The 24,810-nt window shown below is 67.7% G+C and carries 26 protein-coding genes and 1 tRNA gene; 14 read left to right on the top strand and 13 right to left on the bottom strand.

The genetic code is table 11. The features are described from left to right. Positions 1 to 389 precede the first annotated feature (389 nt). Positions 390 to 1,169, top strand: coding sequence for an HAD-IB family hydrolase (locus C5E41_RS14255; protein ID WP_258080973.1), 780 nt, complete (start codon positions 390 to 392; stop codon positions 1,167 to 1,169). 488 nt (positions 1,170 to 1,657) lie between these two features. On the opposite strand, the gene C5E41_RS14250 is transcribed toward C5E41_RS14255, so the two are convergent. Beyond that, on the bottom strand, positions 1,658 to 2,401 hold the full coding sequence (locus C5E41_RS14250) for an oxidoreductase (protein ID WP_104376323.1): 744 nt from the start codon (positions 2,399 to 2,401) through the stop codon (positions 1,658 to 1,660). A gap of 167 nt (positions 2,402 to 2,568) precedes the next feature. Between C5E41_RS14250 and acs the strand changes: the two genes are divergently transcribed. From acs to C5E41_RS14230, 4 genes are all read left to right on the top strand, one after another. After that, complete coding sequence (gene acs / locus C5E41_RS14245; RefSeq protein WP_104376286.1) at positions 2,569 to 4,557, top strand: acetate--CoA ligase; 1,989 nt, start codon at positions 2,569 to 2,571, stop codon at positions 4,555 to 4,557. A gap of 210 nt (positions 4,558 to 4,767) precedes the next feature. Next, positions 4,768 to 5,979: a Na+/H+ antiporter NhaA gene (gene nhaA, locus C5E41_RS14240; RefSeq protein ID WP_258080972.1), complete on the top strand. Its 1,212-nt coding sequence runs from the start codon at positions 4,768 to 4,770 to the stop codon at positions 5,977 to 5,979. A 39-nt stretch (positions 5,980 to 6,018) separates the two neighbouring features. After that, on the top strand, positions 6,019 to 6,510 hold the full coding sequence (locus tag C5E41_RS14235) for a phage holin family protein (RefSeq protein ID WP_104376284.1): 492 nt from the start codon (positions 6,019 to 6,021) through the stop codon (positions 6,508 to 6,510). A 21-nt stretch (positions 6,511 to 6,531) separates the two neighbouring features. Beyond that, on the top strand, positions 6,532 to 7,503 hold the full coding sequence (locus tag C5E41_RS14230; protein ID WP_104376283.1) for an alpha/beta fold hydrolase: 972 nt from the start codon (positions 6,532 to 6,534) through the stop codon (positions 7,501 to 7,503). A gap of 80 nt (positions 7,504 to 7,583) precedes the next feature. Here the strand turns inward: C5E41_RS14230 and C5E41_RS14225 are convergent, their stop codons facing one another. Genes C5E41_RS14225 through nth form a run of 4 tightly spaced genes read right to left on the bottom strand, consistent with a single transcriptional unit; the run spans position 7,584 to position 10,938 of the window. Next, positions 7,584 to 8,777: a MarP family serine protease gene (locus C5E41_RS14225; protein WP_104376282.1), complete on the bottom strand. Its 1,194-nt coding sequence runs from the start codon at positions 8,775 to 8,777 to the stop codon at positions 7,584 to 7,586. Next, on the bottom strand, positions 8,774 to 9,523 hold the full coding sequence (locus tag C5E41_RS14220; protein ID WP_104376281.1) for an NUDIX hydrolase: 750 nt from the start codon (positions 9,521 to 9,523) through the stop codon (positions 8,774 to 8,776). Before C5E41_RS14220 ends, C5E41_RS14225 begins: the two co-directional genes overlap by 4 nt. Before the next feature lie 57 nt (positions 9,524 to 9,580). Continuing rightward, positions 9,581 to 10,234: a TlpA family protein disulfide reductase gene (locus C5E41_RS14215; protein WP_104376280.1), complete on the bottom strand. Its 654-nt coding sequence runs from the start codon at positions 10,232 to 10,234 to the stop codon at positions 9,581 to 9,583. Next, positions 10,231 to 10,938, bottom strand: a complete 708-nt coding sequence (gene nth, locus C5E41_RS14210) for an endonuclease III (protein WP_063024245.1) — start codon at positions 10,936 to 10,938, stop codon at positions 10,231 to 10,233. The genes C5E41_RS14215 and nth overlap by 4 nt, the downstream gene beginning before the upstream one ends. A 262-nt stretch (positions 10,939 to 11,200) precedes the next feature. On the opposite strand from nth, the gene C5E41_RS14205 reads away from it, so the two are divergent. Next, positions 11,201 to 11,440 carry a hypothetical protein gene (locus tag C5E41_RS14205; RefSeq protein WP_258080967.1) on the top strand — a complete coding sequence of 80 codons (240 nt, stop codon included), beginning with the start codon at positions 11,201 to 11,203 and terminating at the stop codon, positions 11,438 to 11,440. A gap of 269 nt (positions 11,441 to 11,709) precedes the next feature. Then, entirely contained in the window at positions 11,710 to 12,384 is a 675-nt protein-coding gene (locus tag C5E41_RS14200; RefSeq protein WP_104376278.1) for a Crp/Fnr family transcriptional regulator, read from the top strand. Positions 12,385 to 12,415: 31 nt separating this feature from the next. On the opposite strand, the gene C5E41_RS14195 is transcribed toward C5E41_RS14200, so the two are convergent. The 3 genes from C5E41_RS14195 to C5E41_RS14185 all read right to left on the bottom strand — a co-directional run bounded on the left by C5E41_RS14195 (position 12,416) and on the right by C5E41_RS14185 (position 13,919). After that, positions 12,416 to 13,207, bottom strand: coding sequence for an MBL fold metallo-hydrolase (locus C5E41_RS14195; protein ID WP_104376277.1), 792 nt, complete (start codon positions 13,205 to 13,207; stop codon positions 12,416 to 12,418). 83 nt (positions 13,208 to 13,290) lie between these two features. Beyond that, positions 13,291 to 13,758, bottom strand: coding sequence for a RidA family protein (locus C5E41_RS14190; RefSeq protein ID WP_104376276.1), 468 nt, complete (start codon positions 13,756 to 13,758; stop codon positions 13,291 to 13,293). Beyond that, the gene (locus C5E41_RS14185) at positions 13,755 to 13,919 is read right to left on the bottom strand and encodes a DUF4177 domain-containing protein (RefSeq protein WP_085997207.1); all 165 of its coding nucleotides are present in this window, start codon (positions 13,917 to 13,919) and stop codon (positions 13,755 to 13,757) included. Before C5E41_RS14185 ends, C5E41_RS14190 begins: the two co-directional genes overlap by 4 nt. 157 nt (positions 13,920 to 14,076) lie before the next feature. Between C5E41_RS14185 and C5E41_RS14180 the strand changes: the two genes are divergently transcribed. Together C5E41_RS14180 and C5E41_RS14175 are read left to right on the top strand one after the other, a co-directional pair. Then, positions 14,077 to 15,114 carry an ArsA-related P-loop ATPase gene (locus C5E41_RS14180; RefSeq protein ID WP_181063240.1) on the top strand — a complete coding sequence of 346 codons (1,038 nt, stop codon included), beginning with the start codon at positions 14,077 to 14,079 and terminating at the stop codon, positions 15,112 to 15,114. Next, positions 15,114 to 16,310: an ArsA family ATPase gene (locus C5E41_RS14175; RefSeq protein WP_104376274.1), complete on the top strand. Its 1,197-nt coding sequence runs from the start codon at positions 15,114 to 15,116 to the stop codon at positions 16,308 to 16,310. Before C5E41_RS14180 ends, C5E41_RS14175 begins: the two co-directional genes overlap by 1 nt. 173 nt (positions 16,311 to 16,483) lie before the next feature. Here the strand turns inward: C5E41_RS14175 and C5E41_RS14170 are convergent, their stop codons facing one another. Continuing rightward, positions 16,484 to 16,807 carry a WhiB family transcriptional regulator gene (locus C5E41_RS14170; RefSeq protein WP_030516437.1) on the bottom strand — a complete coding sequence of 108 codons (324 nt, stop codon included), beginning with the start codon at positions 16,805 to 16,807 and terminating at the stop codon, positions 16,484 to 16,486. Between the two features lie 281 nt (positions 16,808 to 17,088). Between C5E41_RS14170 and C5E41_RS14165 the strand changes: the two genes are divergently transcribed. Then, positions 17,089 to 19,452, top strand: coding sequence for a penicillin-binding protein (locus tag C5E41_RS14165; RefSeq protein ID WP_258080966.1), 2,364 nt, complete (start codon positions 17,089 to 17,091; stop codon positions 19,450 to 19,452). An 80-nt stretch (positions 19,453 to 19,532) separates the two neighbouring features. On the opposite strand, the gene C5E41_RS14160 is transcribed toward C5E41_RS14165, so the two are convergent. Beyond that, on the bottom strand, positions 19,533 to 19,997 hold the full coding sequence (locus C5E41_RS14160) for a GatB/YqeY domain-containing protein (protein WP_104376272.1): 465 nt from the start codon (positions 19,995 to 19,997) through the stop codon (positions 19,533 to 19,535). 147 nt (positions 19,998 to 20,144) lie between these two features. On the opposite strand from C5E41_RS14160, the gene C5E41_RS14155 reads away from it, so the two are divergent. Next, positions 20,145 to 21,131 carry a metallophosphoesterase gene (locus C5E41_RS14155; protein ID WP_104376271.1) on the top strand — a complete coding sequence of 329 codons (987 nt, stop codon included), beginning with the start codon at positions 20,145 to 20,147 and terminating at the stop codon, positions 21,129 to 21,131. Positions 21,132 to 21,858: 727 nt separating this feature from the next. On the opposite strand, the gene C5E41_RS33295 is transcribed toward C5E41_RS14155, so the two are convergent. Next, positions 21,859 to 22,107: a hypothetical protein gene (locus C5E41_RS33295; RefSeq protein ID WP_146097544.1), complete on the bottom strand. Its 249-nt coding sequence runs from the start codon at positions 22,105 to 22,107 to the stop codon at positions 21,859 to 21,861. A gap of 39 nt (positions 22,108 to 22,146) precedes the next feature. Between C5E41_RS33295 and C5E41_RS14150 the strand changes: the two genes are divergently transcribed. Continuing rightward, the gene (locus C5E41_RS14150) at positions 22,147 to 22,776 is read left to right on the top strand and encodes a hypothetical protein (RefSeq protein ID WP_146097543.1); all 630 of its coding nucleotides are present in this window, start codon (positions 22,147 to 22,149) and stop codon (positions 22,774 to 22,776) included. Positions 22,777 to 22,832: 56 nt separating this feature from the next. Then, a tRNA-Pro gene (locus C5E41_RS14145) sits at positions 22,833 to 22,906 on the top strand. A gap of 121 nt (positions 22,907 to 23,027) precedes the next feature. On the opposite strand, the gene C5E41_RS33850 is transcribed toward C5E41_RS14145, so the two are convergent. Continuing rightward, the gene (locus C5E41_RS33850) at positions 23,028 to 23,198 is read right to left on the bottom strand and encodes a hypothetical protein (RefSeq protein WP_181063239.1); all 171 of its coding nucleotides are present in this window, start codon (positions 23,196 to 23,198) and stop codon (positions 23,028 to 23,030) included. On the opposite strand from C5E41_RS33850, the gene C5E41_RS14140 reads away from it, so the two are divergent. Next, positions 23,185 to 23,442 carry a hypothetical protein gene (locus tag C5E41_RS14140; protein ID WP_146097542.1) on the top strand — a complete coding sequence of 86 codons (258 nt, stop codon included), beginning with the start codon at positions 23,185 to 23,187 and terminating at the stop codon, positions 23,440 to 23,442. The genes C5E41_RS33850 and C5E41_RS14140 overlap by 14 nt on opposite strands. 65 nt (positions 23,443 to 23,507) lie before the next feature. On the opposite strand, the gene C5E41_RS14135 is transcribed toward C5E41_RS14140, so the two are convergent. After that, positions 23,508 to 24,776: a low temperature requirement protein A gene (locus tag C5E41_RS14135; protein ID WP_104376268.1), complete on the bottom strand. Its 1,269-nt coding sequence runs from the start codon at positions 24,774 to 24,776 to the stop codon at positions 23,508 to 23,510. Positions 24,777 to 24,810 lie beyond the last annotated feature (34 nt).

Here is a 24,810-nt window from a genome sequence, read left to right as displayed (position 1 = left end):
CTATTAAGTCGTCGGCAGCGTCAGATGTGTATAAGAGACAGGAGGAGGCTGGGGCCGTCGGGGTTCAGCCCCGGGGGGTCGGGCTGAACGCGCCTGGACCATGTCCAGGTGCCAGCAATACTACACCCAGAAACCGGCCGCGATGCAAGTCCATCGCCCCACGAAGTTTCGGCCCGGAGCGGGCAGCTCCCGGGGCATCGGACGGGGCGTGCGGCCGGGCTGAACGCCGCGTCACCGGGGACGCTCCCTATTCTGGAGCCGTGACGGCCGAGGGCGACCAAACAGCTACGAACGATCGGGCCGCCGGGGATACCGGGCACCCGCGACACCGCAACGATGCAGCAGCGAACCGCGCGCACCGGACGACGGATGCTCCGTCCGCACCCCGGATCGCCGCATTCTTCGATCTGGACAAGACGGTCATCGCCAAGTCGAGCGCGTTCGTCTTCAGCCGCCCGTTCTTCGCGCAGGGCCTGATCGATCGGCGCACCGTACTGGAATCCAGTTACGCGCACTTCCTTTTCCTGCTCTCCGGCGCCGACCACGACCAGATGGAGCGGATGCGCGAACATCTGACGAAGATGACCGCCGGCTGGGATGTGTCGCAGGTGCGCTCGATCGTCGCGGAAACACTGCACGAACTGGTCGATCCACTGATCTATGCGGAGGCCTCGGATCTGATTGCCGACCACAAGATCCGCGGCCACGACGTGGTGATCGTCTCGGCGTCGGGCGAGGAGATCGTCGCTCCGATCGCCGCCGCGCTGGGCGCGACGCATACCGCCGCCACTCGCATGGTGGTCGAAAATGGTAAGTACACAGGCGAAGTCGAGTTCTACTGCTACGGCGAGGGCAAGGTCGAGGCGATCGAGAAGCTGGCCGCGACCGAGCGCTACGACCTCTCGCGCTGCTACGCCTACTCCGATTCGATCACCGATCTGCCGATGCTGTCGGCGGTCGGACATCCCACCGCGGTCAACCCCGACCGGAACCTGCGACGCGAGGCGGTGGCCCGGGAGTGGCCGATCCTGACCTTCTCCAATCCGGTGTCACTGTGGTCGCGCATCCCCGCGCCGTCGACCACGACGGTGGCCGCCACCGCGGTGGTCGGAGTGAGCGCGATACTGGCCGGCGCCCTCAGTTACCGGCTACTGCGCCGGCGCCGCTGAGGGCGGCACTCCGGGCGTATCGCGGCTGGTCAACGGCGCGCAACCCATCGATGTAACCACGATTCGAGGGGCCCCACGCCGATTATGAGTAATGTCCTTTCGACCCTTGATGTGAGGGGTCTCACAGAGTAACAATGGACCCACGGAGGGGCGGAAGGCCAAGATCGAAACGGAAGAGAAGGTTCGATCTCCCATCCGCACTTCCCAGCACGGACGCCAGGCACCCACGCGGAGCGCGCCGCGACAAGGGCAGAAGCGTTGTGGGCCTGCGAAATTCGAATTCACGTCGGCAATGGCCTCGCACAGGTTGCGGGGATGAACCGGCGGGGTTCGGATGATCGCCGAGGCCGCAGAACACAACCCGACAAGCACGCTTGGTAACCGGGTAGTCCGTGCTAGCGGGCGGTGAGGCCGACGACGGCTACGCCGCCCGCTTCGATGTGCGGACCCGTTTCGCATTCGCTGCGATCAGCACTCACCCCACGCGTTCATGCCGCCGCATCGGCGATCGATCGGGCCTCGCGGGCACCGTCTTCCAGCGCGCCGCAGCAGAACACCACCCAACCGCCCACACCCTCGGCCGTCCCCTCGGCGAAGCCCGCCGCGGCGTCGAGGTAGGCCTGGCGGCGTCGCAACCAGAAAACCTCGGGTACGCCCAGACTGCGCGGATCCAGGCCGCTCGCGACGGCCACCAGCCGGGACGCCGCCCGCGCCACGACCCCATCGGCCGATCCGAAGGGACGCAACGACATCAGCTCGCCGTGCACCACCGCGGCCAGCACGGGGGCCGGCGCGTTCGAGGTCAGTACGGTCTGAGCCAGCAGATCGAGTCGTTCGGCGACACCCGGCTCCGGTCGCGGGCGGCCGAGTTCGATTTCGTCGTCGACCAGATCGGCTGCGGCGAGCAGATGCAGACGAGCCAGCGCCTGCAGCGGCGCCCGCTGCCACACGCCGACCAGATTCCGCAGCGCGTCACCGTCGAGGGCCTGTCCGACCCGCAACGCCCCCGCGAGAATCGGATCGGCGACCCGGCCGTCGGCGGGCAGTTCGGTGGCCCCGCCGTCGATCGCCGCCGAGGAGCGCGCCGCACGGACCGCCGCCTCGGCCGCCGTGGTCGGCCAGCCTCGCCTGTTCGCCTTGTGCCGGTGGACTTCGGCGAGCGCATCGCGGGCGCGGTCGGCCGCATCGCGGACACCGGGCAGGTCGACCAGGGGCTGCAGCACGTCGCTCACGACCCACACGCTAGCCGAGCGCACCCCACGGCCGACTGGGGTCCGCTTCCCGAGCCCACCGTTCGGGACCGGTACGCGGCGCAGGTCACGGTCCGTTAGGGTCACATCGTGGCCGCGGTCACGCTGCGGCCGACGCGTATCCGATGGACAGGCCCGATGGAGGCGAGATGACCGACACCACCGCTGAGCACCGAGACGTGTACCCGCCGACCGCCGAGTTCGCCGCGGCGGCCAATGCCGATGCGTCCATCTACGAGCGGGCAGCGGCGGATCGTGCGGGGTTCTGGGCCGAACAAGCGCAGCGGCTGCACTGGCATCAGCCCTGGGATCGGGTCCTGGACTGGGACGACGCCCCGTTCGCGCGCTGGTTCACCGGCGGCAAGCTCAACGTCGCCTACAACTGTGTGGACCGCCACGTCGCCGACGGCTACGGCGACCAGGTCGCCATCCACTGGGAAGGTGAGCCCGGCGATTCCCGCTCGATCACCTACGCCCAGCTGCAGGCCGAGGTCTCCCAGGCCGCGAACTACTTCACCGAACTCGGCCTCACCGCCGGCGACCGGGTCGCGATCTACATGCCGATGGTCCCCGAGGCCATCGTGTCGATGCTGGCCTGCGCGCGGCTGGGCCTGACCCATTCGGTGGTCTTCGCCGGATTCTCCCCCAGCGCCCTGCGCCAGCGCGTCGACGACGCCGAGGCGCGGCTGGTGATCACCACCGACGGCCAGTGGCGCCGCGGCAAGGCCGCACCGCTGAAAGAAGCCGTCGACGAGGCGCTCTACGCCCACGGCGACGTCCCGCACAGCGTCGAACACGTCCTGGTGGTGCGGCGCACGAATCTCGAGATCGCATGGACCGAGGGCCGCGACCTGTGGTGGCACGAAACCGTCGCCCAGGCATCGACGGACCACGCCTGCAGCGCTTTCGATGCCGAGCACCCGCTCTACATCCTCTACACCTCCGGCACCACCGGAAAACCGAAGGGCATCCTGCACACCTCGGGCGGCTATCTGACCCAGGTCGCCTACACCCACCACTACGTGTTCGACCACAAACCCGGGCAGGACGTCTACTGGTGCACCGCCGATATCGGCTGGGTCACCGGGCACTCCTACATCGTCTACGGCCCGCTGGCCAACCGCGCCACCCAGGTCGTCTACGAGGGCACCCCCAACTTCCCCGACGAGCACCGGCACTGGCAGATCATCGAAAAGTACGGTGTCACCATCTATTACACCGCGCCGACACTGATCCGCACCTTCATGAAGTGGGGCCGCGAGATCCCCGACGCCCACGATCTGTCGTCGCTGCGCGTGCTCGGCTCGGTCGGCGAACCGATCAACCCCGAGGCCTGGCGCTGGTACCGGGAGGTCATCGGCGCGGGCACCGCGCCCATCGTGGACACCTGGTGGCAGACCGAGACCGGCGCCATCATGATCTCCCCGTTGCCGGGTGTCACCGCCGCCAAACCGGGCGCCGCCATGGCACCGCTGCCCGGCATCTCCGCGAAAGTCGTGGACGAGGAAGGCAACTCCGTCGAAATCGATCGAACCGAAGCTGAATCTTCGGACCGCTCCGCAAGCTCCGCGGTCGTCGGATATCTCGTCCTCGACCAGCCGTGGCCGTCGATGCTGCGCGGCATCTGGGGCGACGACGAACGCTACAAGGCCACTTACTGGGAACGCTTCGCCGCCCAGGGCTGGTACTTCGCCGGCGACGGCGCCAAGATCGACGCCGACGGCGCCCTGTGGGTCCTCGGCCGCGTCGACGACGTCATGAACGTCTCCGGCCACCGCATCTCCACCGCCGAAGTCGAATCCGCGCTCGTCGGACACCACAGTGTCGCCGAGGCCGCGGTCGTCGGCGCCAGCGACGCCACCACCGGACAGGGCATCGTCGCCTTCGTCATCCTCACCGGCGGTACGAACAACTCCGGACAGCAACTGGTCGACGAACTCAAAGCCGAGGTCTCCCGCGAGATCAGCCCGATCGCACGCCCCCGCGAAATCCACATCGTGCCCGAACTGCCCAAAACCCGTTCCGGCAAGATCATGCGCCGCCTGCTGCGCGATGTCGCCGAAGGCCGCGAACTCGGCGACACCTCCACTCTGGTCGACCCGAACGTGTTCGAAGCCATCCGCGCCTCCAACGCCTGATCGACCCCGCTTTTCGAGCCCACGTCCGGTGCCGCACCAGACGTGGGCTCGACCGTTCGCCGCCGCGAAGCCCAGAGGCGGCGGTAAATGGCAACGCCTGAACCGGTAAAATTTCGTCAAGGAGTGCCGGGAAGTCTGGTCGGCGTGTGGTTGGTGAGCCCGTTGCGGGAGTGCCCGCCGCAGTCGCCGTCCGCTCCCGAAAGGATCTCCGTGATCGTCGCGCTGCGCTCCGAGCTCGCTCGTTATCTCCGCACCGAAACCGTCGGCGGCGCATTGCTGCTCGTCGCGGCGGCGGTGGCGCTGCTGTGGGCCAATTCGCCCTGGCGTGACGGCTATTTCGCGATGGTGGACACCACTGTCGCGATCCCTCCGCTGCACCTGGACCTCACGTTGGGCGACTGGACCGAGGACGGTCTGCTCGCGGTGTTCTTCTTCGTCGCGGGGCTCGAACTCAAGCGCGAACTCGTCGTCGGTGAGCTGGCAGACCGCAAGCGGGCCACGCTCCCGGTGGTGGCCGCGGTGGGCGGCGTGATCACCCCGGCCGTGATCGCCTTCGCCGTCGGCTGGGGTGTGCCGGGCATGGATCGCGGCTGGGCGATTCCGGTGGCGACCGATATCGCCTTCGCGCTCGCGGTGCTGGCCATGACCGGCTCGCGAATTCCGGCCGGGGCGAGAGTATTTCTGCTCAGTCTGGCCGTCGTCGACGATCTGATGGCGATCGTGTTGATCGCGGTGCTGTTCACCACCACCGTGGCGTTGGTCTGGCTGGTCGGGGCCGCCGCCTGCTTCGCGGGCTGGGCGCTGGCGCAGCGGCTGCGTATCCGTACGCCGCTGGTGTACGTGCCGCTGGCGCTGCTGTCGTGGTATGCCCTGCACGAGGCCGGTATTCATCCCACGCTGGCAGGGGTGATCTGCGGGCTGCTGACCCGAGTACGCCCGGATCCGGAGGAGGACGAGGCACCGGCCGCCCGGCTCGAGCATCTGTTCCAGCCGATCTCCGCCGGCGTGTGCGTCCCGCTGTTCGCGCTGTTCGCCTCCGGAGTTCCCTTGTCCACCAGCGTTTTCGGCGAGCTGTTCACCTCGCGGTTGTCGTTGGCGATCATCGCCGGACTACTGGTCGGCAAAACCGTGGGCATCTTCGGCTCGAGCTGGCTGGCGATCCGGTTCGGAATCGCCACTCGGCCCGCGGGTCTCGGCAATCGGGATATGTCGGCCCTGTCGGTACTGGGCGGAATCGGTTTCACCGTTAGCCTCTTGGTGGCAGAACTCGCGTTGCCCGACCGGGCCGCGACCGAACTGGCGAAAGCCGCCGTGTTGATGACGTCCTTGGCAGCCTCTCTGCTCGGTTCGGCGCTACTGTTGCGACGTGGGCGGGCGCATCAGGCGCGGCGAGACGCGAGTGCGGCCACCGAATACGAGTGAAGGCCGGACAGCACCGGGACATGGAGAAGGGTCGAGCAATTGAGCTTCACAAACGGCGGTAACGACGCGGGCCGAAACCGGACCATCACCTCGATTCCGCTGTCCGAGGTCGATACCACCGCGAATGCCAGCGTCGGGGATCTGGTGCGCGATGCCGCCGAGCAGATGTCGACCCTGGTCCGCGCCGAGGTGGAGCTGGCCAAGGCCGAGGTGACCGGCGAGATCAAGAAGGGCCTGCAGGGCAGCGTCTTCTTCATCGGCGCCCTGACGGTGCTGCTGTTCTCGTCGTTCTTCTTTTTCTTCTTCCTCGCCGAACTGCTGGATGTGTGGCTGTACCGGTGGGCCGCGTTCCTGATCGTCTTCGCGCTGATGATCGTCGCGGTGGCGGTCCTGGCGTTCCTCGGCTACCGGAAGGTGCGCAAGGTGCGAGCGCCGGAGAAGACGATCGAATCGCTCAAGGAAACCCGGACGGTGCTGCCGCACGGCTTCGGATCGCACGCCGACGGCCCGGCCGCCAAGCCGACCGCATAGTCCGGCGATTACGCTTTCGGCGTGTCGTCGAATCCGCTTCCCGATCCGTCCAGCGTCCGCTTCGACGGTCCGTGGACGCATCGTGACGTGCACGCCAACGGCATCCGATTCCACATCGCCGAGGGCGGCGCCGACGACGCGGTGGGCGATCCCGCGCGGCCGCTGGTCGTCCTCCTGCACGGCTTCGGCGATTTCTGGTGGTCGTGGCGGCATCAGCTGATCGGGCTCACCCAAGCCGGCTACCGCGCGGTCGCCGTCGATCTGCGCGGATACGGCGATTCCGACAAACCGCCGCGCGGCTACGACGGCTGGACGCTGGCCGGTGATATCGCCGGCCTGGTGCGGGCGCTCGGGCATACCGACGCGACCCTGGTCGGCCATGCCGAGGGCGGACTGGTGTGCTGGGCGACGGCGGTTCTGCATCCGCGGGTGGTGCGCTCGATCGCGCTGATCGCCTCACCGCATCCGGTGGCGCTGAAACGGGCCGTGCTGCGCGATCGTCGCCAGCGCGCGGCCTATCTGCCGAATTTCCTGCGGTATCAGCTGCCGCGGTACGGCGAGCGCCGGCTCACCCGGCAGGACGGATTCGAAATCGAACGTCTCGTACGCGAGCGGGTGAGGCCGCAGTGGGCGGGCACCTCCGAGTTCGTCGACACCGCCCAGCGCATGCGCTCGGCGATCCGGATACCGGGCGCGGCTCACTGTGCCCTGGAATACCAGCGCTGGGCCTTCCGCAGTCAGTGGCGCCCCGACGGCCGCCGCTTCCTGTCTGCGATGCGCGAACCTGTCCGCGTGCCGACGCTGATCCTGCGCGGCGACGCCGACCACTACATGCTCGAATCGACCGTGCGCGGCGCGGGCAAACTCTCACCCGATCGCCGGGTGGTCACGATCCCGCGGGCCGGGCACTTCGCCCACCAGGAGAATCCGGACGCCGTCACCGCGGAACTGTCGAAGCTGCTGGGTGATCCGGCGACCGCGCAGTACGTCTAGCGCACGGCAGACCTCCGGACACGTCCGCAGCGCCGGTGTGGGCGCCGCGGCTGCGCCCCTGGACGTCGGCCGACAGCGGGTCAGCTCAGGACACAGTCACCGGTGCCGACGGGCGCGGTCGAATTCGACGCGGCCCGCAGATCGGATTCGACCTCCTTCAAGGTGAGCACATAGCCGGTGTCGTCGTCGGTGACCGCCGCGCCGAAGACCACGCCCAACACCTCACCGTCGGTATCGACCAGCGGGCCACCGGAATTACCGGCGCGCACCCGGCCGCGCACGGTGTAGACCTGGCGTTCGACGGTGTTGCTCTTGTAGATGTCGGGACCGGTCAGCTCGAGCGTCTCGCGCACCCGGGCCGCACTGGCGGTGTAGGGGCCACCGCCGGGGTAGCCGAGGACGATCGAACTCTGCCCGGATTTTCCGGGCGACGGGGCGAGCGGGATCACCGGCGCGTTGAGCCCGGGAACGGCCAGGATGGCGACGTCCTTGGCCGGGTCGAACAGCACCACCGTCGCGTCCAGGCGACCCCGCGCGGTGTCGACCTGCACGGTGGAGGTGCCCGCGACCACGTGCGCGTTGGTCATGATGCGCTCGGGCGCCACGACGAATCCGGAACCTTCCAGCGCGCGCTGACAACTCGGCGCGACACCGTTCACCCGCAGCACGCTGTGCTGGAGATTCAGCGCGACGGGCGTGTCGAGAACGCTCGGGTCCGGCGGCTCGACCGCCGCGATCGGCGCCCGGCCGAACGGGCCGATCACCTCCGGCAGGCCCGAGGTGTTGAGCAGTTTGGAGAATTCGTTCGGCACGCGACGCAGCCAGTTCGGCGCGACCTGGTTCACGTCGGCGAGCACCCGGGAGCCGTTGACCGCGGCCGCGATACCCGGCTGGGACGACGACGCCAGCGGCAAGGCCAGCAGCCAGGCGGTGACCAGTACGGCCACACACTGCAGCCCCGCACCCACCACGCTGTCGATACTGCGGGTGAACGGATGTCGCATACCGCTGCGCGCGGCGCGGCCCAGCACCATGCCCGCCACCTCGCCGACGATCACCAGCGCAACGATCAGCACGACGCCGACCAGGACGCGCTTGCGGCCCTCGCTGATGTGCTGCAGGATGTGCGGCGCGATCAGGATGCCGGCGACCGCGCCGAGCACCACGCCGAGAAATCCGAGCGCCGAGGCCACCGCGCCCTGTCTCCACCCCGAGGTGGCAGCCAGCAGCGCGATGATCAAGACCGCGAGGTCGAGCCACCCGGAACTACTCATAACGTCATCCCCACTGCCGCGAGCGAGGCCTGCAGATCACGCACGTCATGGTGATCCCAGTCCCGCTCCCATCCCGATACCGCAAGCAGACCGGCGAGCACACCGGCGGTGAAACCCCAGACGAGCATGCCATCGACCGCGAACGCCGGTCCCATGTACCCCAGCGGATGGCGAACGACGAACCGGTTCGCCGGGTCGATCAGATCCGCCAGCGGCACCCGCACCACGCGGGCGGCCTCGGTTTCGCTGACCACCCGCACCTCACCGGGCGTGCGCCAGTACGCGACCACCGGTGTGACGTCGAACCGGGACGGCGGGACGAAGATCGTGGGCAGGATGGCGAACGGTTCCACGCCCACGGGGTCGAGACCGGTCTCCTCGCGCGCCTCGCGCAGCGCGGTGCCGACGGGACCGTCGTCACCCGGTTCCACCCCACCGCCGGGAAAGGCGACCTGCCCGCGGTGTTGGCGCAGGGTGGCGGCGCGCTGGGTCAACAACACATCGGCGTCGGCCGGGAGACCGCCGCGGCTTCCGGCATCGGCCTCCGGCGACCCGCCGAACAAGACGAGGACGGCGGCCTCGCGGGGGCGCAGAGCGGCCGCGGCCACCTTGCCCGCGGTGCGTTTGAGCACTTGATTCACGCCCGTCGGATCAGCCGGTTCGTGTTCGGCCACTCCACGCAACCAACCCGGAATATCGGTGGCGAGCTGGTGCGGCCGGTCCGCAGCTGTCGAATTGTCGTTCATCTCGGATCTATCGGGCACGGACGAGGCCCTCCACGGTCGTACACACTGCCTGCCCGTTCACACCCGCACCCCCAATTCCCGCGCGACCGTCGCGGCGACGTCCTCGGCGGTGTCGAACGGCCGGACCACCACCTTCGCGATCGAACCGTCGGCGCGGACCAGTACCGAGACCGGCAGCACGGCAGGCGCTCGCACCGCCGTGCGCACCTTTCCGCCGCCGTCCTGCATACCCGGCAGATGCACGCCGAGGTCGCGCAACCGGGCCAGCGCCTTGCCCTCGTCGGGATCGCTGTGCACGGTCACGACGGTCAGCGCGCTCCCGGCGCGCGCCGAGAATTGCTGCAGCGCGGGCAGTTCCCGGGCGCACGGCTCACACCAGTAGGCCCACAGATTCACCAGGGCCGGATGCCCGGCCAGCGATGCGCCGAGGTCGACCGGACGGCCGTCGACCAGACAGTCGAGCGTGATTCCGGCCAGCGGACCGGCGGCCGGCGTAGGAGGCTGTGCGGCCGCGGCGCCCGGACGCGGACAGTCGGCCAATGCCGCCGCGGCACGCTGACCGTCGGAGGCGGACGCCGGCCCGCCCTGCACCGCGGTCGCGGTCACGGACGGACTGTCGTGGTCACCCCGCGGCCAGACCGCGACAGCGAGCGCTACGACAGCTATCAGAACGACGAACGCCCATCGCCACGCCGCAGGAACCGATTTCACCGGCCCACCAATTCGAGCAGATGCTCGGCCTCGGGTCCCTTCACCAGTGCGGCGGCCGTCGCGGGGTCGGTCGGGCCGATTCCGAACGAGGGGCAATCCTTGGCCAGCAGGCACGCGCCGCACGCCGGTTTACGGGAATGGCAGACGCGGCGGCCGTGGAAGATCACCCGATGCGAGAGCATCGTCCATTCCTTGCGCTCGATCAGTTCCCCGACGGCGTGTTCGATCTTGACCGGGTCGTCCTCGGTGGTCCATTTCCATCGCTGCACCAGCCGCGAGAAATGGGTGTCGACAGTGATTCCCGGCACATCGAAGGCGTTGCCGAGGATGACGTTGGCGGTCTTGCGCCCGATGCCCGGCAGCTTCACCAATTCGGCCAACGTGTGCGGCAGGACGCCGTCGTGGTGTTCCAGCAGCGCCTGCCCCAGCCCGATCAGCGAACTCGTCTTGTTGCGATAGAAGCCGGTGGGCCGGATGTATTCCTCGAGTTCCGTGCGATCGGCCTCGGCGTAGGCCTTGGCATCGCGATACCGGGCGAACAATGCCGGAGTCGTCTGATTCACCCGGACGTCGGTGCATTGCGCGGAAAGGATTGTCGCCACGGCCAATTCGAGCGGAGTGGTGAAATCCAGTTCGCAGTGTGCGTCGGGAAATGCCAGCGCCAGCGTGCGATTCATCCGCCGGGCGCGGCGTACCAGACCCAGCCGGGTTTCGTCGGCGAATCGGGCGGCCGGTTTCGAGTTCGCGCGCGCAGATTTCCGCGGAAGTTTTTTTCGAGCCGGAGAACTCGATTCGGTCGTTGTGACCGACGCCGCATCGGTGGCCGTCGCGGCCGTCTCGTGCCCGTTCACGGCGGTGGATCTGGGTTCACGCACTCGTCCACCATACGGAACCGCGCCGACGTGAGCGTGATCGCGAACTCCTCCCGTGTTCCATCTGAGACCTTCTCCGTGTTTACTCACCCGTATGCAAGGACTCGCTGTGGTGCTCTTCCCGGTGGTGTTGATGCTTTTCGCACTGTCCATGGAACGTGTCGAAAACCGGCTGCGCAAGCTGCTCGAACCGGGTGAAGAGGTCCAGCAATATCTGGACAGGGCCAGCAATGCCGAGGTCAACGAGTTGGCGAAGTTGGGTGTGCCCGCACACGCCGGCTCCGGCGGCCGCCGCCGTAATCGCGACGAATTGGACGTCGCCCAGGCCAGTTAGACCGATTCCGCCGTCCGGCGATACCGCCGCGCCCGACTCGCCAATACTCCAGCCCGGGAACTTTCCGCGACGCCGCGCCCGTTCACAAACCGTACGTTACGTGGTGTCTGTCACTACGCTGCGTGGATGGCAAGTAGACTGCACTGTCGGCCGAACGCTTCGGTCCAGCACTGTGGCGAGCGACGCCGAGCCAGGCGGCAGCCTGCGTACCACGTGGGGACCCGCTGACGCCGCAGTAAGCACTGTCAATTCCCATAAGGAGCACATTCGTGGACGAGGCCCTCGCCAGAGCAGGCATCTTCCAAGGCGTCGAGCCCACCGCGGTGGCTGCTCTCGCCAAAGAGCTTCAGCCGGTGGATTTTCCACGTGGCCATATCATTTTCAATGAGGGCGAGCCCGGAGATCGGCTGTACATCATCACGTCCGGCAAGGTGAAGATCGGCCGCCGTTCCCCGGACGGGCGCGAGAATCTCCTGACCATCATGGGCCCGTCGGATATGTTCGGCGAGCTGTCGATCTTCGACCCAGGCCCGCGTACCTCCACGGCCACCACGGTGACCGAGGTGCGTGCGGTGACCATGGATCGCGATGCGCTCAAGGCCTGGATCGACCAGCGACCGGAGATCGCCGAACAGTTGCTGCGGGTGCTCGCCCGCCGCCTCCGGCGTACCAACAACAATCTGGCCGACCTGATCTTCACCGATGTCCCGGGTCGAGTCGCCAAGGCGCTGTTGCAGCTCGCGCAGCGGTTCGGCACTCAGGAGGCCGGTGCCCTTCGGGTCACCCACGACCTCACCCAGGAAGAGATCGCCCAGCTGGTCGGCGCCTCGCGCGAGACGGTGAACAAGGCCCTGGCCGATTTCGCCCACCGCGGGTGGCTGCGGCTCGAGGGTAAGAGCGTGCTGATCTCCGATTCGGAGCGGCTGGCTCGCCGGGCGCGGTAGGGATTTCCCACCGCGCTCCGGCGCATCCGGATCAGTTCCGGCCGCGCAGATAGGCGAGCTGGGCCTCGACCGAGCTGCGCGCGGCCGGCCACAGCCGTTTGTCCACATCGGCGTACACCTTGGCCACGACCTGCAGCGGTGTCGCGTTGTCGCCGAGTTCGCGTAACGCCGCCCGCACCTGATTCAGGCGCTGATGCCGATGTTCGATGTAGTAGCCGATCACCGGTTCGGCCTGCGGATGATCGGGGCCGTGCGCCGGGAGCAGCGCACGGCCGGGGGCGTGCCGGGCGAGCAGCTCGAGGGAGTCGAGATAGTCGCCGAGCGCGTCGTCGCGCGATTCCAGCACCGTCGTACCGCTGCCGAGCACGGTGTCGCCGGTGATCAGCGCGTCGTCGATTAGCAGACTGACCGAATCCCGGGTATGTCCCGGAGTGCCCAGCACCGTCAGGCGCAGCCCTGCCGCCTCGACGACCTCGCCGTCGGTGAGCGGCGCGGAGGAGCCGGACAGATATTTCGGATCCATCGCGCGTACCGGCGTTCCGGTCAGTTTCACCAGCCGGTCGATGCCGCCGGTGTGGTCGTGATGGTGATGCGTGATCAACGTCAGCGCGATATTTCCGTCGGTGGCGCGGGCGATCGCCTCGCTGTGCGCCTTGTCCTTGGGCCCCGGATCGATCACCACGCAGTCGGATCGACCCGGAGCTCGCAGAATCCAGGTGTTCGTGCCCTCCAGGGTCATCTGGTTCGGGTTGTTCGCCAACAACACCGAGGCAGCCTCGGTGACCGCCCGCAGCTGCCCGTACGCGGGATGAGTGAGGGTCATGAGATGTGGTCCTAACGCCCGGTGCGCGGCCGCTGAACGAGCGGCCGCGCGACATTGTCCGGAACTCCGGTTACAGACCTTGCCTACCGCACTTCGGCGATGAGCTCCACCTCGACCGGGGTGTTCTTCGGCAGTTCGAAGACGCCGACGGCGGAGCGGGCATGCACGCCCGCCGTGCCGAACACCTCTCCCAGCAGCTCGGACGCGCCGTTGATCACCAGTGGCTGATCGGTGAAACCCGGTGCCGACGCGACGAATCCCACAACCTTGACGATCCGCACGACCGCGTCCAATCCCACCAGATCATGCACGGCGGCCAGCGCGTTCAACGCGCACAGGCCCGCCGCCCGCGCGGCGTCCTCGACACTCACCTCGGCGCCGACCTTGCCGGTAGCCGACAGCGCGCCGTCGACGAACGGCAACTGGCCGGCGGTGTAGACCAGCGAACCGCTGCGCACGGCGGGGATGTAGGCGCCCGCCGGGGCCGCGACCGGCGGCAGCGCGAGACCCAGTCGTTCGAGGTTGGCGCGCCAGTCGGTGCCTGCCGTCACTGCTTGGGCCGCTTCAGATAGGCCACATGCTGTTCACCGGTCGGCCCCGGCAGCACCGTGACCAGCTCCCAGCCGTCGGCGCCCCACTGATCCAGAATCTGTTTGGTCGCATGCGTCAACAGCGGCACCGTCGCGTATTCCCAGACCGTCACATCGCTCATGTCGCAGAAGCGTACTGGGTGCACCGAGGGTGCGGCCGAGACACTCGTCGCGGACCGATCAGCACATTTCCGGCTCGTGCGAAAGTGCGCTGTGGCCTACGAGACAGTAGGGCGATCCTCTGGTCGCTGTTTCGTAACGGGTTATAGGCTCGCGATCGTGGGAGTACCGACAGCAGTACCCGTTTCGCAAGAGCCGGGACTGAAATTAGGATGGCCGGACCGAGCCGACAAAGCGCGGCTGCATTACGTGTCCGGCAAGGGCGGGACCGGAAAATCCACGGTCGCAGGCGCTTTGGCACTCGCATTGGCCGCGGGCGGGCGCCGGGTACTGCTGGTCGAGGTCGAGGGCCGCCAATCGATTGCCCAATTGTTCGACCTGCCGCCACTGCCGCCCACCGAAACCAAGATCGCCACCGCCGACGGTGGCGGTGAGGTGATGGCGCTGACCCTCGATATCGAACACGCCTTCCTCGAATATCTCGACATGTTCTACAACCTCGGCTTCGCGGGCCGGGCGATGCGCCGGATGGGCGCCATCGAATTCGTCACGACGATCGCACCGGGTCTGCGTGACGTGATACTGACCGGCAAGATCAAAGAATGCGCGGTCCGCACGGACAAATCCGGTCGGCGCGTCTACGACGAAGTCGTCGTCGACGCCCCGCCGACCGGTCGCATCGCCGGATTCCTCGACGTCACCAAGGCCATGGCCGAGGTCGCCAAGGGTGGGCCGATCGCCGGGCAGGCAGAGGGCGTGGCGGCGCTGCTGCATTCCGAGCAGACCATCGTCCACCTGGTCACCTTGCTCGAGGCCCTGCCGGTGCAGGAGACCTCGGATGCGATCGCCGAGCTGACCGAATCCGATTTCCGGATCGGCACGGTCATCGTCAATCGCGCTACCGAGGGCTTTCTCCCCGCGCCCGTGCGCGCCCGCGTCGCGACCGGTGACGTCGATCTGGACGCCGTCCGGGCGGGACTGGCCGAAGCCGGAATCACGGTGGACGACAACGACTTCCAGGGCCTGATCCGGGAAGCTGTGGAACATTCGGCAACCCTGCAGGCCCAGGACGACAGCTCCGCCGAACTGGCGAAGGTGGATATCAGCCGCTTGTATCTGCCGGCGTTGCCCGACGGTATGGACCTGGGCGGACTGTACGAACTGGCCGAACATCTGAGCGCGCAGGGAGTCCGCTGATGAGCCACCCGAGCCCGCTGATCCCGCCGGCGACTCCGCTGCTGGATGTCGAGGCCATCATCGCCGACCCGACCGCCCGGGTGGTGGTGTGCTGCGGCTCCGGCGGGGTCGGCAAGACCACCACCGCCGCGGCGGTCGCCCTGCGCGCGGCCGAACAGGGCCGCAAGGTCGTGGTACTCACCATCGACCCGGCGCGGCGGCTGGCCCAGTCGCTGGGCGTCACCGACCTCGGCAACGCGCCCCAGCGCGTGCAACTGCCCGAGACGGCCAAGGGTGAGCTGTACGCGATGATGCTCAATATGCGCCGCACCTTCGACGAGATGGTGCTCGAGCACACCAGCGCGGACAAGGCCGAGCAGATCTTCGCCAACCCCTTCTATCAGACCGTCGCCTCCTCCTTCGGCGGAACGCAGGAGTACATGGCGATGGAGAAGCTGGGCCAGCTGGTCGGCAGGCGCGAGTGGGATCTGGTCGTCGTCGACACGCCGCCCTCACGCAACGCCCTGGACTTCCTCGACGCGCCCAAGCGGCTCGGCAATTTCCTCAACGGCCGGATGATCCGCGTCATCATGGCGCCCGGCCGGGGCGTGGGCCGCTTCGTCACCGGCGCGATGAGCCTCGCCGTGCGCGGGGTGTCCACGGTCGTGGGCGGGCAGATGCTCAAGGACGCCTCGCTGTTCCTGCAGTCGCTGGAGTCGATGTTCGGCGGGTTCCAGGACCGCGCCGAGCGCACCTACGCCATGCTCTCGCGGCCCGGTACCCATTTCGTGGTGGTCGCCGCCGCCGAGCCGGACGCACTGCGCGAGGCGTCGTTCTTCGTGGATCGGCTGTCCACCGACGGGATGCCGCTGGCCGGCCTGGTGCTCAATCGCACGCACCCGGTGCTGTGCACTCTGTCTGCGGCTCAGGCGATCGCCGCCGCGGACCGGCTGAGTCCCGGCGCCGGCAGTGATGCCGACGGGACCGTGCAGGAAGCCGCGGCCGCCACGGACGCCGCGACACTGACCGCCGACATCCTGCGCATCCACGCCCATCGCGCGGTCACCGCCAAGCGCGAACAGCATCTGCTGCACCGCTTCACCGGCGCCCATCCGCGGGTGCCGATCGTGGCGGTGACCGCCCTGCCGTTCGAAGTGTCCGATCTGGACGCGTTGCGCGCGGTCGGCGAACAGCTCGCCGGATCCGACGCGGCCTGAACTCTCCGGCGGTAGCTGATTCGCCCGAGTCCGGCGGTAGCTGATTCGCCCGAGTCCGGCGGTAGCTGATTCGCCCGAGTCCGGCGGTGTGCCATGCGGCCCCGATTCCGCAGGTCACCGCCCGGAAACGGCCCGAGCCCGCAAGCGCGGGCTCGGACCGAACTCTTTCTCGACTACATCGCGACCTTCTGCTGACGCTGGGCACGGAAGAAGTCCGCCCACGAGGTCACCTCGGGATGCTGCTTGAGCAGCGCACGCCGCTGCCGCTCGGTCATCCCACCCCACACACCGAATTCCACTCGATTGTCGAGGGCGTCGGCACCGCACTCCATGAGCACCGGGCAGTGCCGACAGATGGTGGCCGCCTTGCGCTGGGCGGCGCCACGCACGAACAACTGGTCGGGATCCACTTCCTTGCATCGGGCCTGGGACACCCAGGCGATTCTCGCTTCGGCCTGCTCCACGTCCAATCGAGCGATGGGGGTAGTCATGTGCATTTGGTGTGCCCCTTTGCAGTCCGAACACCGGGTCAACGGCGCTCCGGAATCGCGTGCAGCCCACAGCAACCCAACCCCGCTGCGCTCCGCACCACATTCCACTTTGAGTGTTAGCTCTATCACACTGGGTTCTCAATCTAGGTAAAGGTATGGGGCGAGCGCAAGACCGTGCCCGTATTTTCTGGTACGCCCGTCCCTGCGGAGGCCGCCCGACCAGCTGTCATGGCGCGCCGCCGACCGCGCACCGCGCGTGTGACGGCGGGCCAATTAGGCTGGGGCGCGTGCCGATCTCACAAACGCTCGCGAGGCTGGCCGGCGCCTGCGTCCTAGCGGCCGTACTCGTCGCCGGATTGCTGTTCCCGCTCGCAGGCGGCTTCGGATACCTGTCGAACCGCGCAGCCGATGCCGTGGACAACGTTTCCGCGGAATTGGTGGCGGGCACCGCACCGGCGGTGTCGACGATGGTCGATGCGACCGGAGCCCCCATCGCGTGGCTGTACGAACAGAGACGTTTCGAGGTCCCCAGCGACAAGATCGCCAACGATATGAAGTTGGCGATCGTCTCCATCGAGGACAAGCGCTTCGCCGAACACGGCGGCGTCGACTGGCAGGGCACGCTGCGCGCATTCCTGACCAACACCTCGAGCGGTGAGGTGCAGCAGGGCGCCTCGACCATCGACCAGCAGTACGTGAAGAACTTCCAGCTGCTGGTGGTCGCGAAAACCGATGCCGAACGCCGCGCCGCCATCGAGACCACCCCGGCCCGTAAACTGCGCGAAATCCGAATGGCGCTGACCCTGGAGAAAGAACTCACCAAGGACGAGATTCTCACTCGCTATCTGAATCTGGTGCCGTTCGGCAACGGCTCCTACGGCATTCAGGACGCCGCGCAGACCTATTTCGGCGTCGACGCGAAGGATTTGAAGGTCGCGCAGGCCGCCATGCTCGCCGGCATGGTCCAGTCCAGCTCCAAACTCAACCCGTACACCAACCCCAAAGGTGTGATGGAGCGGCGTAATACCGTGCTGGACACGCTGATTCAGAACATTCCGAGCCGGGCCGACGAATTCCGGGCCGCCAAGGAGCAGCCGCTGGGGGTGCTGCCGGAGCCGAAGGGCCTGCCGCGCGGATGCATCGCCGCAGGTGACCGCGGTTATTTCTGTGATTACGCGCTGCAGTATCTGGCCAATGCCGGAATCAGCAAGGACCAGATGGACAAGGGCGGATATCTGATCCGCACCACATTGGATCCGGCGGTGCAGAATTCGGTCAAGGCGGCCGTCACCGCCAACACCGATCCGAATCTGGAGAATATCGCCGAGGTCATGAGCATCATCGCTCCCGGCCAGGACTCTCACCACATTCTGGCGATGACTTCGAGCCGTACCTACGGCCTCGACCAGGGCGCGCATCAAACCGTGCAACCGCAGCCGTATTCGATGGTCGGTGACGGCGCCGGATCGATTTTCAAGATCTTCACCACGGCGGCCGCGATGGAGAAGGGCCTGGGCACCAGCGCCCAGTTGGATGTGCCGTCGTTCTTCGCCGCCAAGGGTATGGGTAACGGTGGTGCCGCGGGGTGTCCGCCCGCCACCTATTGCGTGAAGAACGCCGGTAACTACAAATCGCCCGAGTCGGTGACCGAGGCTCTGGCTCAGTCGCCGAATACCGCCTTCGTCAAGCTCATTCAGGACGTCGGTGTAACGCCGACGGTCGATATGGCGGTGCGGCTCGGGATGCGCTCCTATGCCGAGGCGGGTACCTCCGGCCACGGTAATCAGAGCCTGGCGGACATGGTCAAACAGCAGAATCTCGGCTCGTTCACGCTGGGCCCGGTCGCGATCAATCCGCTGGAATTGTCGAATGTCGCCGCAACGCTGGCCTCCGGCGGCAAATGGTGCCCGCCCTCGCCGATCGCGGAGGTGCTCGACCGCGACGGTAAGCAGGTCCCGCTCACCCAGCAGGCCTGCGAGCAGGTCGTCGAGCCCGGGTTGGCGAATACGCTGGCCAATGCGCTGAGCCAGGACGCGGTGGGCGGTACCGCCGCCGGTTCCGCGCGTGCGGTGGGCTGGAACGCTCCGGTATCGGCGAAGACGGGAACCACCGAAACCCACCGGTCCTCGGCATTCCTCGGCTTCACCAACTCGATGGCGGGCGCCGCCTACATCTACGGCGACTCCCCGACGCCCGGCGAGATCTGCTCGTTCCCGCTGCGCACCTGCGGCGACGGTAACCTCTACGGCGGTAACGAACCGGCCCGCAGCTGGTTCGGCGGTATCAAACCGGTACTCGACAAATTCCCGCCGCCCGCGCTACCGCCGCTGGACGACAAATATGTCCGCGGCTCGAACAATGCGCAGATTCCGGATGTGACCGGGATGTCGGAGTCCGAGGCCCGTTCGGTGCTCATCGGCGCGGGTTTCCAGGTGTCGACTGTCACCTCGCCCGGTTCGGCGGCCAAGGGGACGGTCACCGGTACGACGCCGAACGGCTCGGCCATTCCCGGATCGGTGATCACCGTGCTCGTCAGCGACGGCACGCAGCGCGAGATTCCCCGGCCCGGACCGCCGCCGGCACCGCCGGTCATCCCGGGTCTGCCGCAGATACCGAGGCTGCCACCGATTCCGATTCCCATCCCCCGATAGCGGAACGCGAGAGGCCGGCGAATGTAGGACACATTCGCCGGCCTCTCGCTTCGTCCGGGCTCGGGACTACAGCCTCGGTACTACAGCCGGGCCCGGACCGCGGCCGAGATCCGCGAACCGTCCGCCCGGCCCGCGGCCAGCGCCGTCGCGACCTTCATGACCTGGCCCATCTGCTTCATGCCCGGGCGCTCCCCCAGCTGTTCGGCCACGTCGGCGATGGCGGTATCGGCGAGATCGGCGACTTCGGCCTCGGTGAGCGGGGTCGGCAGATATTCGTCGATGATCTCCTGCTCGGCGCGCTCGTTGGCGGCCAGCTCGCCGCGACCGTTCTGTTCGTAGACGACGGCCGCCTCGTTGCGCTTCTTGGCCTCCTTACTGAGGACCGCGATCACCTCGGCATCGGACAGCTCCTTGGCCTCGGCGCCGGCGACCTCGGCGTTCTGCACGGCCGCCAGCAGCATGCGCAGCGTGCTGAGGCGCAATGTGTCCTTGGCCTTCATCGCCGCGGTCAGATCGGCGCGCAACTTCGATTTGAGTTCCGACATGCGCCACACGCTAGCCGTTGCGGGCGGGCCCTCACACCGCATTTCCGCGTGTCGAGTAGGGCAACGGGCCCGACATCGCCCGACAATCCGGATGCCTGTGCGGAATCACACTCGGTATTCGTCACACTGGTCGCCTATTCTGGGCTGATGCCCGTATTCTCGTCCCCCGCACTTCGACGAGCAGCGCTGGGCTCCGGAGCTAAGGTCGCCGCCGCGGCCGCCGGTACCGCAGTGGCCGGAATCGGCTATGCCTCGCTGATCGAACGCAATGCCTTCGTCCTGCGCGAGGCCACGATGCCGGTGCTGCAGCCGGGCTCGTCGAACCTGCGTGTGCTGCACATCAGCGACCTGCACATGACGCCCGGCCAGAAACTCAAACAGGCCTGGGTTCGCGAACTCGCGGCTCTGGAACCGGACCTGGTCGTCAACACCGGCGACAACCTCGCGCATCCGAAGGCGGTGCCCGCGGTGGTGCAGTCGCTGACGGCGTTGCTCTCCCGTCCGGGCATCTTCGTCTTCGGCAGCAACGACTATTTCGCGCCGGTTCCGAAGAATCCGCTCAAGTACTTCGACAAGAACCACAAGCGGGTGCACGGCGATCCGTTGCCCTGGCAGGATCTGCGCGCGGCGTTCACCGAACGCGGCTGGCTGGATCTGACCCATGTGCGGCGCGATCTCGAGGTCGCCGGAATCAAGATCTCCACCGCCGGTGTCGACGATCCGCACCTGTCCCGCGACCGGTACGACACCGTCGCCGGCTCGCCGAACCCCCTGGCCGATCTGAGCATCGGACTCACCCATTCGCCCGAACCCCGGGTGCTCGACCGGTTCGCCGGCGACGGGTACGACCTCGTGCTGGCGGGCCACACCCACGGCGGGCAGCTGTGCCTGCCGGGCTTCGGCGCGCTGGTCACCAACTGCGGTATCGATCGGTCCCGGGTGAAGGGCCCGTCGCGCTGGGGTGCGCATACGCGACTGCACGTGTCCGCGGGCCTGGGTACCTCGCCGTGGGCACCGTACCGCTTCTGCTGCCGCCCCGAAGCGACCTTGCTGACGCTCGTGGCCGCACCGCCGAAAGGCCCCATCACCGACAGTGGCCATGGCGTCTCGGAATCGGAGGTCGTGGCGCGCTAGGGTGGCGTGCCGAGGCACGACATCAGGCAGGGGTTACACGGTGAACAGTGGGTTCGAGCGGAACGACGATCCGACCGCGAGACGAGAACCCACTCCCGACTCGAACGAGACCCCGCCGACGCTGGCGATCCGGCGGGTGCCGGGTGCGAATTTCCCTGTGCCGCAAGGGTCTCCGTGGGCGCGGCCGGGGTCGATTCCCACCGCTCCCGGCAATACAGCCGATCCTGCACGACCCGGCTCTCCCGCGCGGCCCGCGGCGCCGGACGCGGCCCGGTCACCCGGATCGCTGTTCGACGGGAACGATACCGCCGGAGGGAATTCCGCTCCGGGCCGTCCGTGGTCGCCACAGGGCGGCGCGAGCGGAGACGCTTCCCGTGGCCCGAATGCCGGGCCGGGTCCCGGGAACGGTCAGCTGAATCCCGGTGCCCCCGCGGCTTTCGAGACACGGCAGATCGGCACCGAGGGGCCGGTGCCCCACCCTCCTGCCGATCCACTGGGCTCTGCACCCACCTCGCCGGGCGCTCCGTCGGGCTTCGCTCCACCACCGCACGGTTTCGGCCCCCCGGGCGGACCCGGCGGACCGCACGGCCCGAATCCTGTCGGCGGGCAGTGGAACTCCGGTGCACCTACGGGGCCCGGTGGAGCCGATGCGCCAACTACGGCCTTCGGCGCGCAGCCCGGGGCGCCACAGTGGGCGGGCAGCTCGGCATCGGGCGCGAATATCCCTTCACCACAACAGTTCTCGGCACCACTGGGCAACGGTCGCCCCGAGCCCGAGTGGCAATTGGGCGTCGGATCCCGCCCCGCACCGCCACAGGTGTCCTGGGGGCCGCCGACGGCCCAGCACCCGCACACCGCGCTGCCGCAGGTATCCGAACAACGGCGACGGCGGCGGAAAGCTCTGCTGCTCAGCGGAGTCGGGGTGCTGGTCGTCGTGGCGGTCGGCGCGACCGTAGCGATCGTCGCGAGCCGGCATTCCGACTCATCGGCCGCCGGGGGCTCCGGGAAGCCTTCCATGGTAAGCGCGCTCAGTAGCGAAAACCAGCCTCCGCCACCGCCGTCGCGCCCGCAGCAGACGGCTCCGAAACCGCAGCACGGCGCCGCGCCCCCGCCGATGGTTCCCGGCTATCAAGTCGTCGAGATCCTCGATCGTGGTGCGGCCTACGACGCGCCTCCGGAGTGGAAGGTCGATCCGGTCGGCACCGCTGCCTGGGGTTCCGGTTCGAATCCGCTGGAAATCGCCGGCCTGGCCCAGGACGGCAAGAACTACTGCCCGAACTACACCCGGACCAACGCCTTCCTTACCATGTCCCCCCAGACGGACCCGGCCGCGGCCGCCGCCGATGTCGGGGCCCGGATGGCCAAGTTCGGCTGGTCGAACGCCACCGTCGCCGCCCCGGCACCCGCCGAGCCGATGGTCTCGCTGGACGGGCAGCTGCACGGCGCCCTCGTGGAGACCACCGGCAGCGCGCCGCCGCCTGCCCCCGGCTGCGCCACGACCTTCGCGGTCTACACGTTCGCCTTCCCCAGCGAAAACGGAAATTTCGTCATGACCGTCGCCGCCGACACCGGCGTCGACAGGTCCGTGGACAAGGAAACCGCCAAGCGCATCCTCTCCACCATCCGCCCCCTCCCCGCCCGCTGAACAGCGGATTTAATGATCCGCCACCCCCTGCTGTAAGCTACGACAGGCTCAACTCACGGGGTGTGGCGCAGCTTGGTAGCGCGCTTCGTTCGGGACGAAGAGGTCGCAGGTTCAAATCCTGTCACCCCGACTCGTGTGTGGAGACACGGCAGAGGCCCCTGATCAGTACACATGGTCAGGGGCCTCTTGCTTTACCCTTCACGTCCGAAGCGATCAACACCCGCCGAGGCAGCAAATGGCAGCACGGCAGCTCAGTCGTCGCCCATCGACCGGCGCACCGCGTCGAAATCGTCGGTCTTGCGGATGTAGTGCTCGTAGGTATCAAGGGCCGCCCACCGCCCGATCCTCCGGGCGAGCTGCCTTCCCATTTCCGGGACCACCGGAAAACCTTGTGCTACAACTTTGGTCGTGGTGGCACTCATCGGCTTGATGGTGATCCTGGGGATCATCATTCTCATCGCGGGAGCGGTTCTGTTGATCGTCAGTCTGGTGAAGGCGCCGGGGCGGCGGCAGGGAGGTTCCGCTCCGGAGGCGTCGCAGCACCAGGATCTGCCGATGTGGACTCCCCCGCAGAACCAGGACGTCCCGCTGTGGAGCCCGCCGCAGCAGCATTCCGCGCAGCAGCCGCCGGATCGGACGCCGTACTGGTCGCCAGGTCCTCGATAGGCACGCTGACGGGCTCGCTCGCACCTGTCCGACATCGGACAGCGGGCAGTACTCCAGGGGCTTTCTCACTCCAGATTCGCCAGCATCTCGCGCTGGTGCCGATAGCCGATTGTTTCGTAGCCGATCACAGTGATGAAGGGGGAGGTCATCACCACCAGTAGGCACACGGCGATCGAGACTCCCAGCGCGGCCAGGATCACCGCGACGGCCAGTGCCACGGCCGTGAGGGTGAGCAGCAGGATGTGAAACGGGTCGGGGGCCGACAACAGCAGGGTGTGCAGCAGATAGACCATCAGCAGGTACACGCCCACCGGGAGAGCCAGTGCCAGGACCACCGCGACCGGGCCGATATGGGAGTGGTGCTCGAGCGACAGCCCCGCGACGTGCAGGCCGGCGCCCGCGCCGGCAATACCCATGTAGAGCGGGATGTGGCCGTAACCGAACAGATAGCCGCGGTTGCGGCGGTGCACGAGGATCTCGCCGAACGGGGTGGTGAAGTACACCCACCACATGCCGAAGGTCAGGCCCACGCCGGCGACCACGATCGCGATCGCATCGGCACTCCACTGCCCACCGTCGCTGCCGCCGAGCAGCCCGCCCGAGGAGGCGACCGTGCCGACCACGCCCTCACCGAGCGCGATGATGGCGAACAAGCTGTAGCGTTCGGCCACGTGGTGCGGATGCCACGGGGTACCGCTCGCGCGGCCCTGCGTCAGCACCGGTACGAGCAATTCCAGCGTGCCGAGCAGTAGACATCCCACCCCTGCCACGAGCAGCGGCATGTGCACGAATCCGATGATCACCCAGCCGATTTGGGCGATGATCGTCCATCGGATGCTCCCGTAACCGACATGCCGGAAGGAGGGCGACTCCCGCCCGGCGCGCCACCACTGCAGCACCATCGCGATCCGCATCAGGATGTAGCCGATGACCATCAACCGCACATCGAGGTGATCGCCCACGTCGACCGAATGGAACATCGCGGGCAAGCCGAGGGCGAAGACCACGACGCCGATCATCACCACCATGGTGAGCACGCGGTACAGCCAGTCGTCGGTGTCGAACGCGGAGGCGAACCAGCTGAAATTGATCCAGGCGTTGACGATCGCGAACATCGCGAGCACGAAGGCGAGCACCGCCTTGCCAGCATGCCCGTCGGCCACCATCTCGGCGAAATACGACGCCGCGGCGCCGACCGCGACCACGAAGGTCAGGTCGAACAGCAGCTCCAGGGGTGAGGACACGCGCCCCGGTTCGTCGGGGTCCCGGCCGGTCATTCGGATGAGGCGGTGCGCCGGGCCGCGGGCGCCGCCGGTGGATACGGAGTCGCTCATGGGCACCGATGATGCCGTACCGACGGGTCGGCTC

This window comes from Nocardia nova (assembly GCF_002933465.1).
Taxonomy (GTDB): Bacteria; Actinomycetota; Actinomycetes; order Mycobacteriales; family Mycobacteriaceae; genus Nocardia; species Nocardia nova_B.
Note: the sequence above shows the minus strand (reverse complement) of the source record. Positions and strands in the feature narration are given on the sequence as shown.

Bases quoted from the DNA above. Each gene is read 5' to 3' on its own strand.
- acs (WP_104376286.1), top strand. From the start codon at position 2,569: ATGACCGACACCACCGCTGAGCACCGAGACGTGTACCCGCCGACCGCC.
- C5E41_RS14225 (WP_104376282.1), bottom strand. From the start codon at position 8,777: ATGAGTAGTTCCGGGTGGCTCGACCTCGCGGTCTTGATCATCGCGCTG.
- C5E41_RS14220 (WP_104376281.1), bottom strand. From the start codon at position 9,523: ATGAACGACAATTCGACAGCTGCGGACCGGCCGCACCAGCTCGCCACC.
- C5E41_RS14205 (WP_258080967.1), top strand. From the start codon at position 11,201: ATGCAAGGACTCGCTGTGGTGCTCTTCCCGGTGGTGTTGATGCTTTTC.
- C5E41_RS14195 (WP_104376277.1), bottom strand. From the start codon at position 13,207: ATGACCCTCACTCATCCCGCGTACGGGCAGCTGCGGGCGGTCACCGAG.
- C5E41_RS14185 (WP_085997207.1), bottom strand. From the start codon at position 13,919: ATGAGCGATGTGACGGTCTGGGAATACGCGACGGTGCCGCTGTTGACG.
- C5E41_RS14175 (WP_104376274.1), top strand. From the start codon at position 15,114: ATGAGCCACCCGAGCCCGCTGATCCCGCCGGCGACTCCGCTGCTGGAT.
- C5E41_RS14170 (WP_030516437.1), bottom strand. From the start codon at position 16,807: ATGCACATGACTACCCCCATCGCTCGATTGGACGTGGAGCAGGCCGAA.
- C5E41_RS14160 (WP_104376272.1), bottom strand. From the start codon at position 19,997: ATGTCGGAACTCAAATCGAAGTTGCGCGCCGATCTGACCGCGGCGATG.
- C5E41_RS14155 (WP_104376271.1), top strand. From the start codon at position 20,145: ATGCCCGTATTCTCGTCCCCCGCACTTCGACGAGCAGCGCTGGGCTCC.
- C5E41_RS33295 (WP_146097544.1), bottom strand. From the start codon at position 22,107: ATGCCGGCTCGCGACGATCGCTACGGTCGCGCCGACCGCCACGACGAC.
- C5E41_RS14150 (WP_146097543.1), top strand. From the start codon at position 22,147: ATGGTAAGCGCGCTCAGTAGCGAAAACCAGCCTCCGCCACCGCCGTCG.
- C5E41_RS33850 (WP_181063239.1), bottom strand. From the start codon at position 23,198: ATGAGTGCCACCACGACCAAAGTTGTAGCACAAGGTTTTCCGGTGGTC.
- C5E41_RS14135 (WP_104376268.1), bottom strand. From the start codon at position 24,776: ATGAGCGACTCCGTATCCACCGGCGGCGCCCGCGGCCCGGCGCACCGC.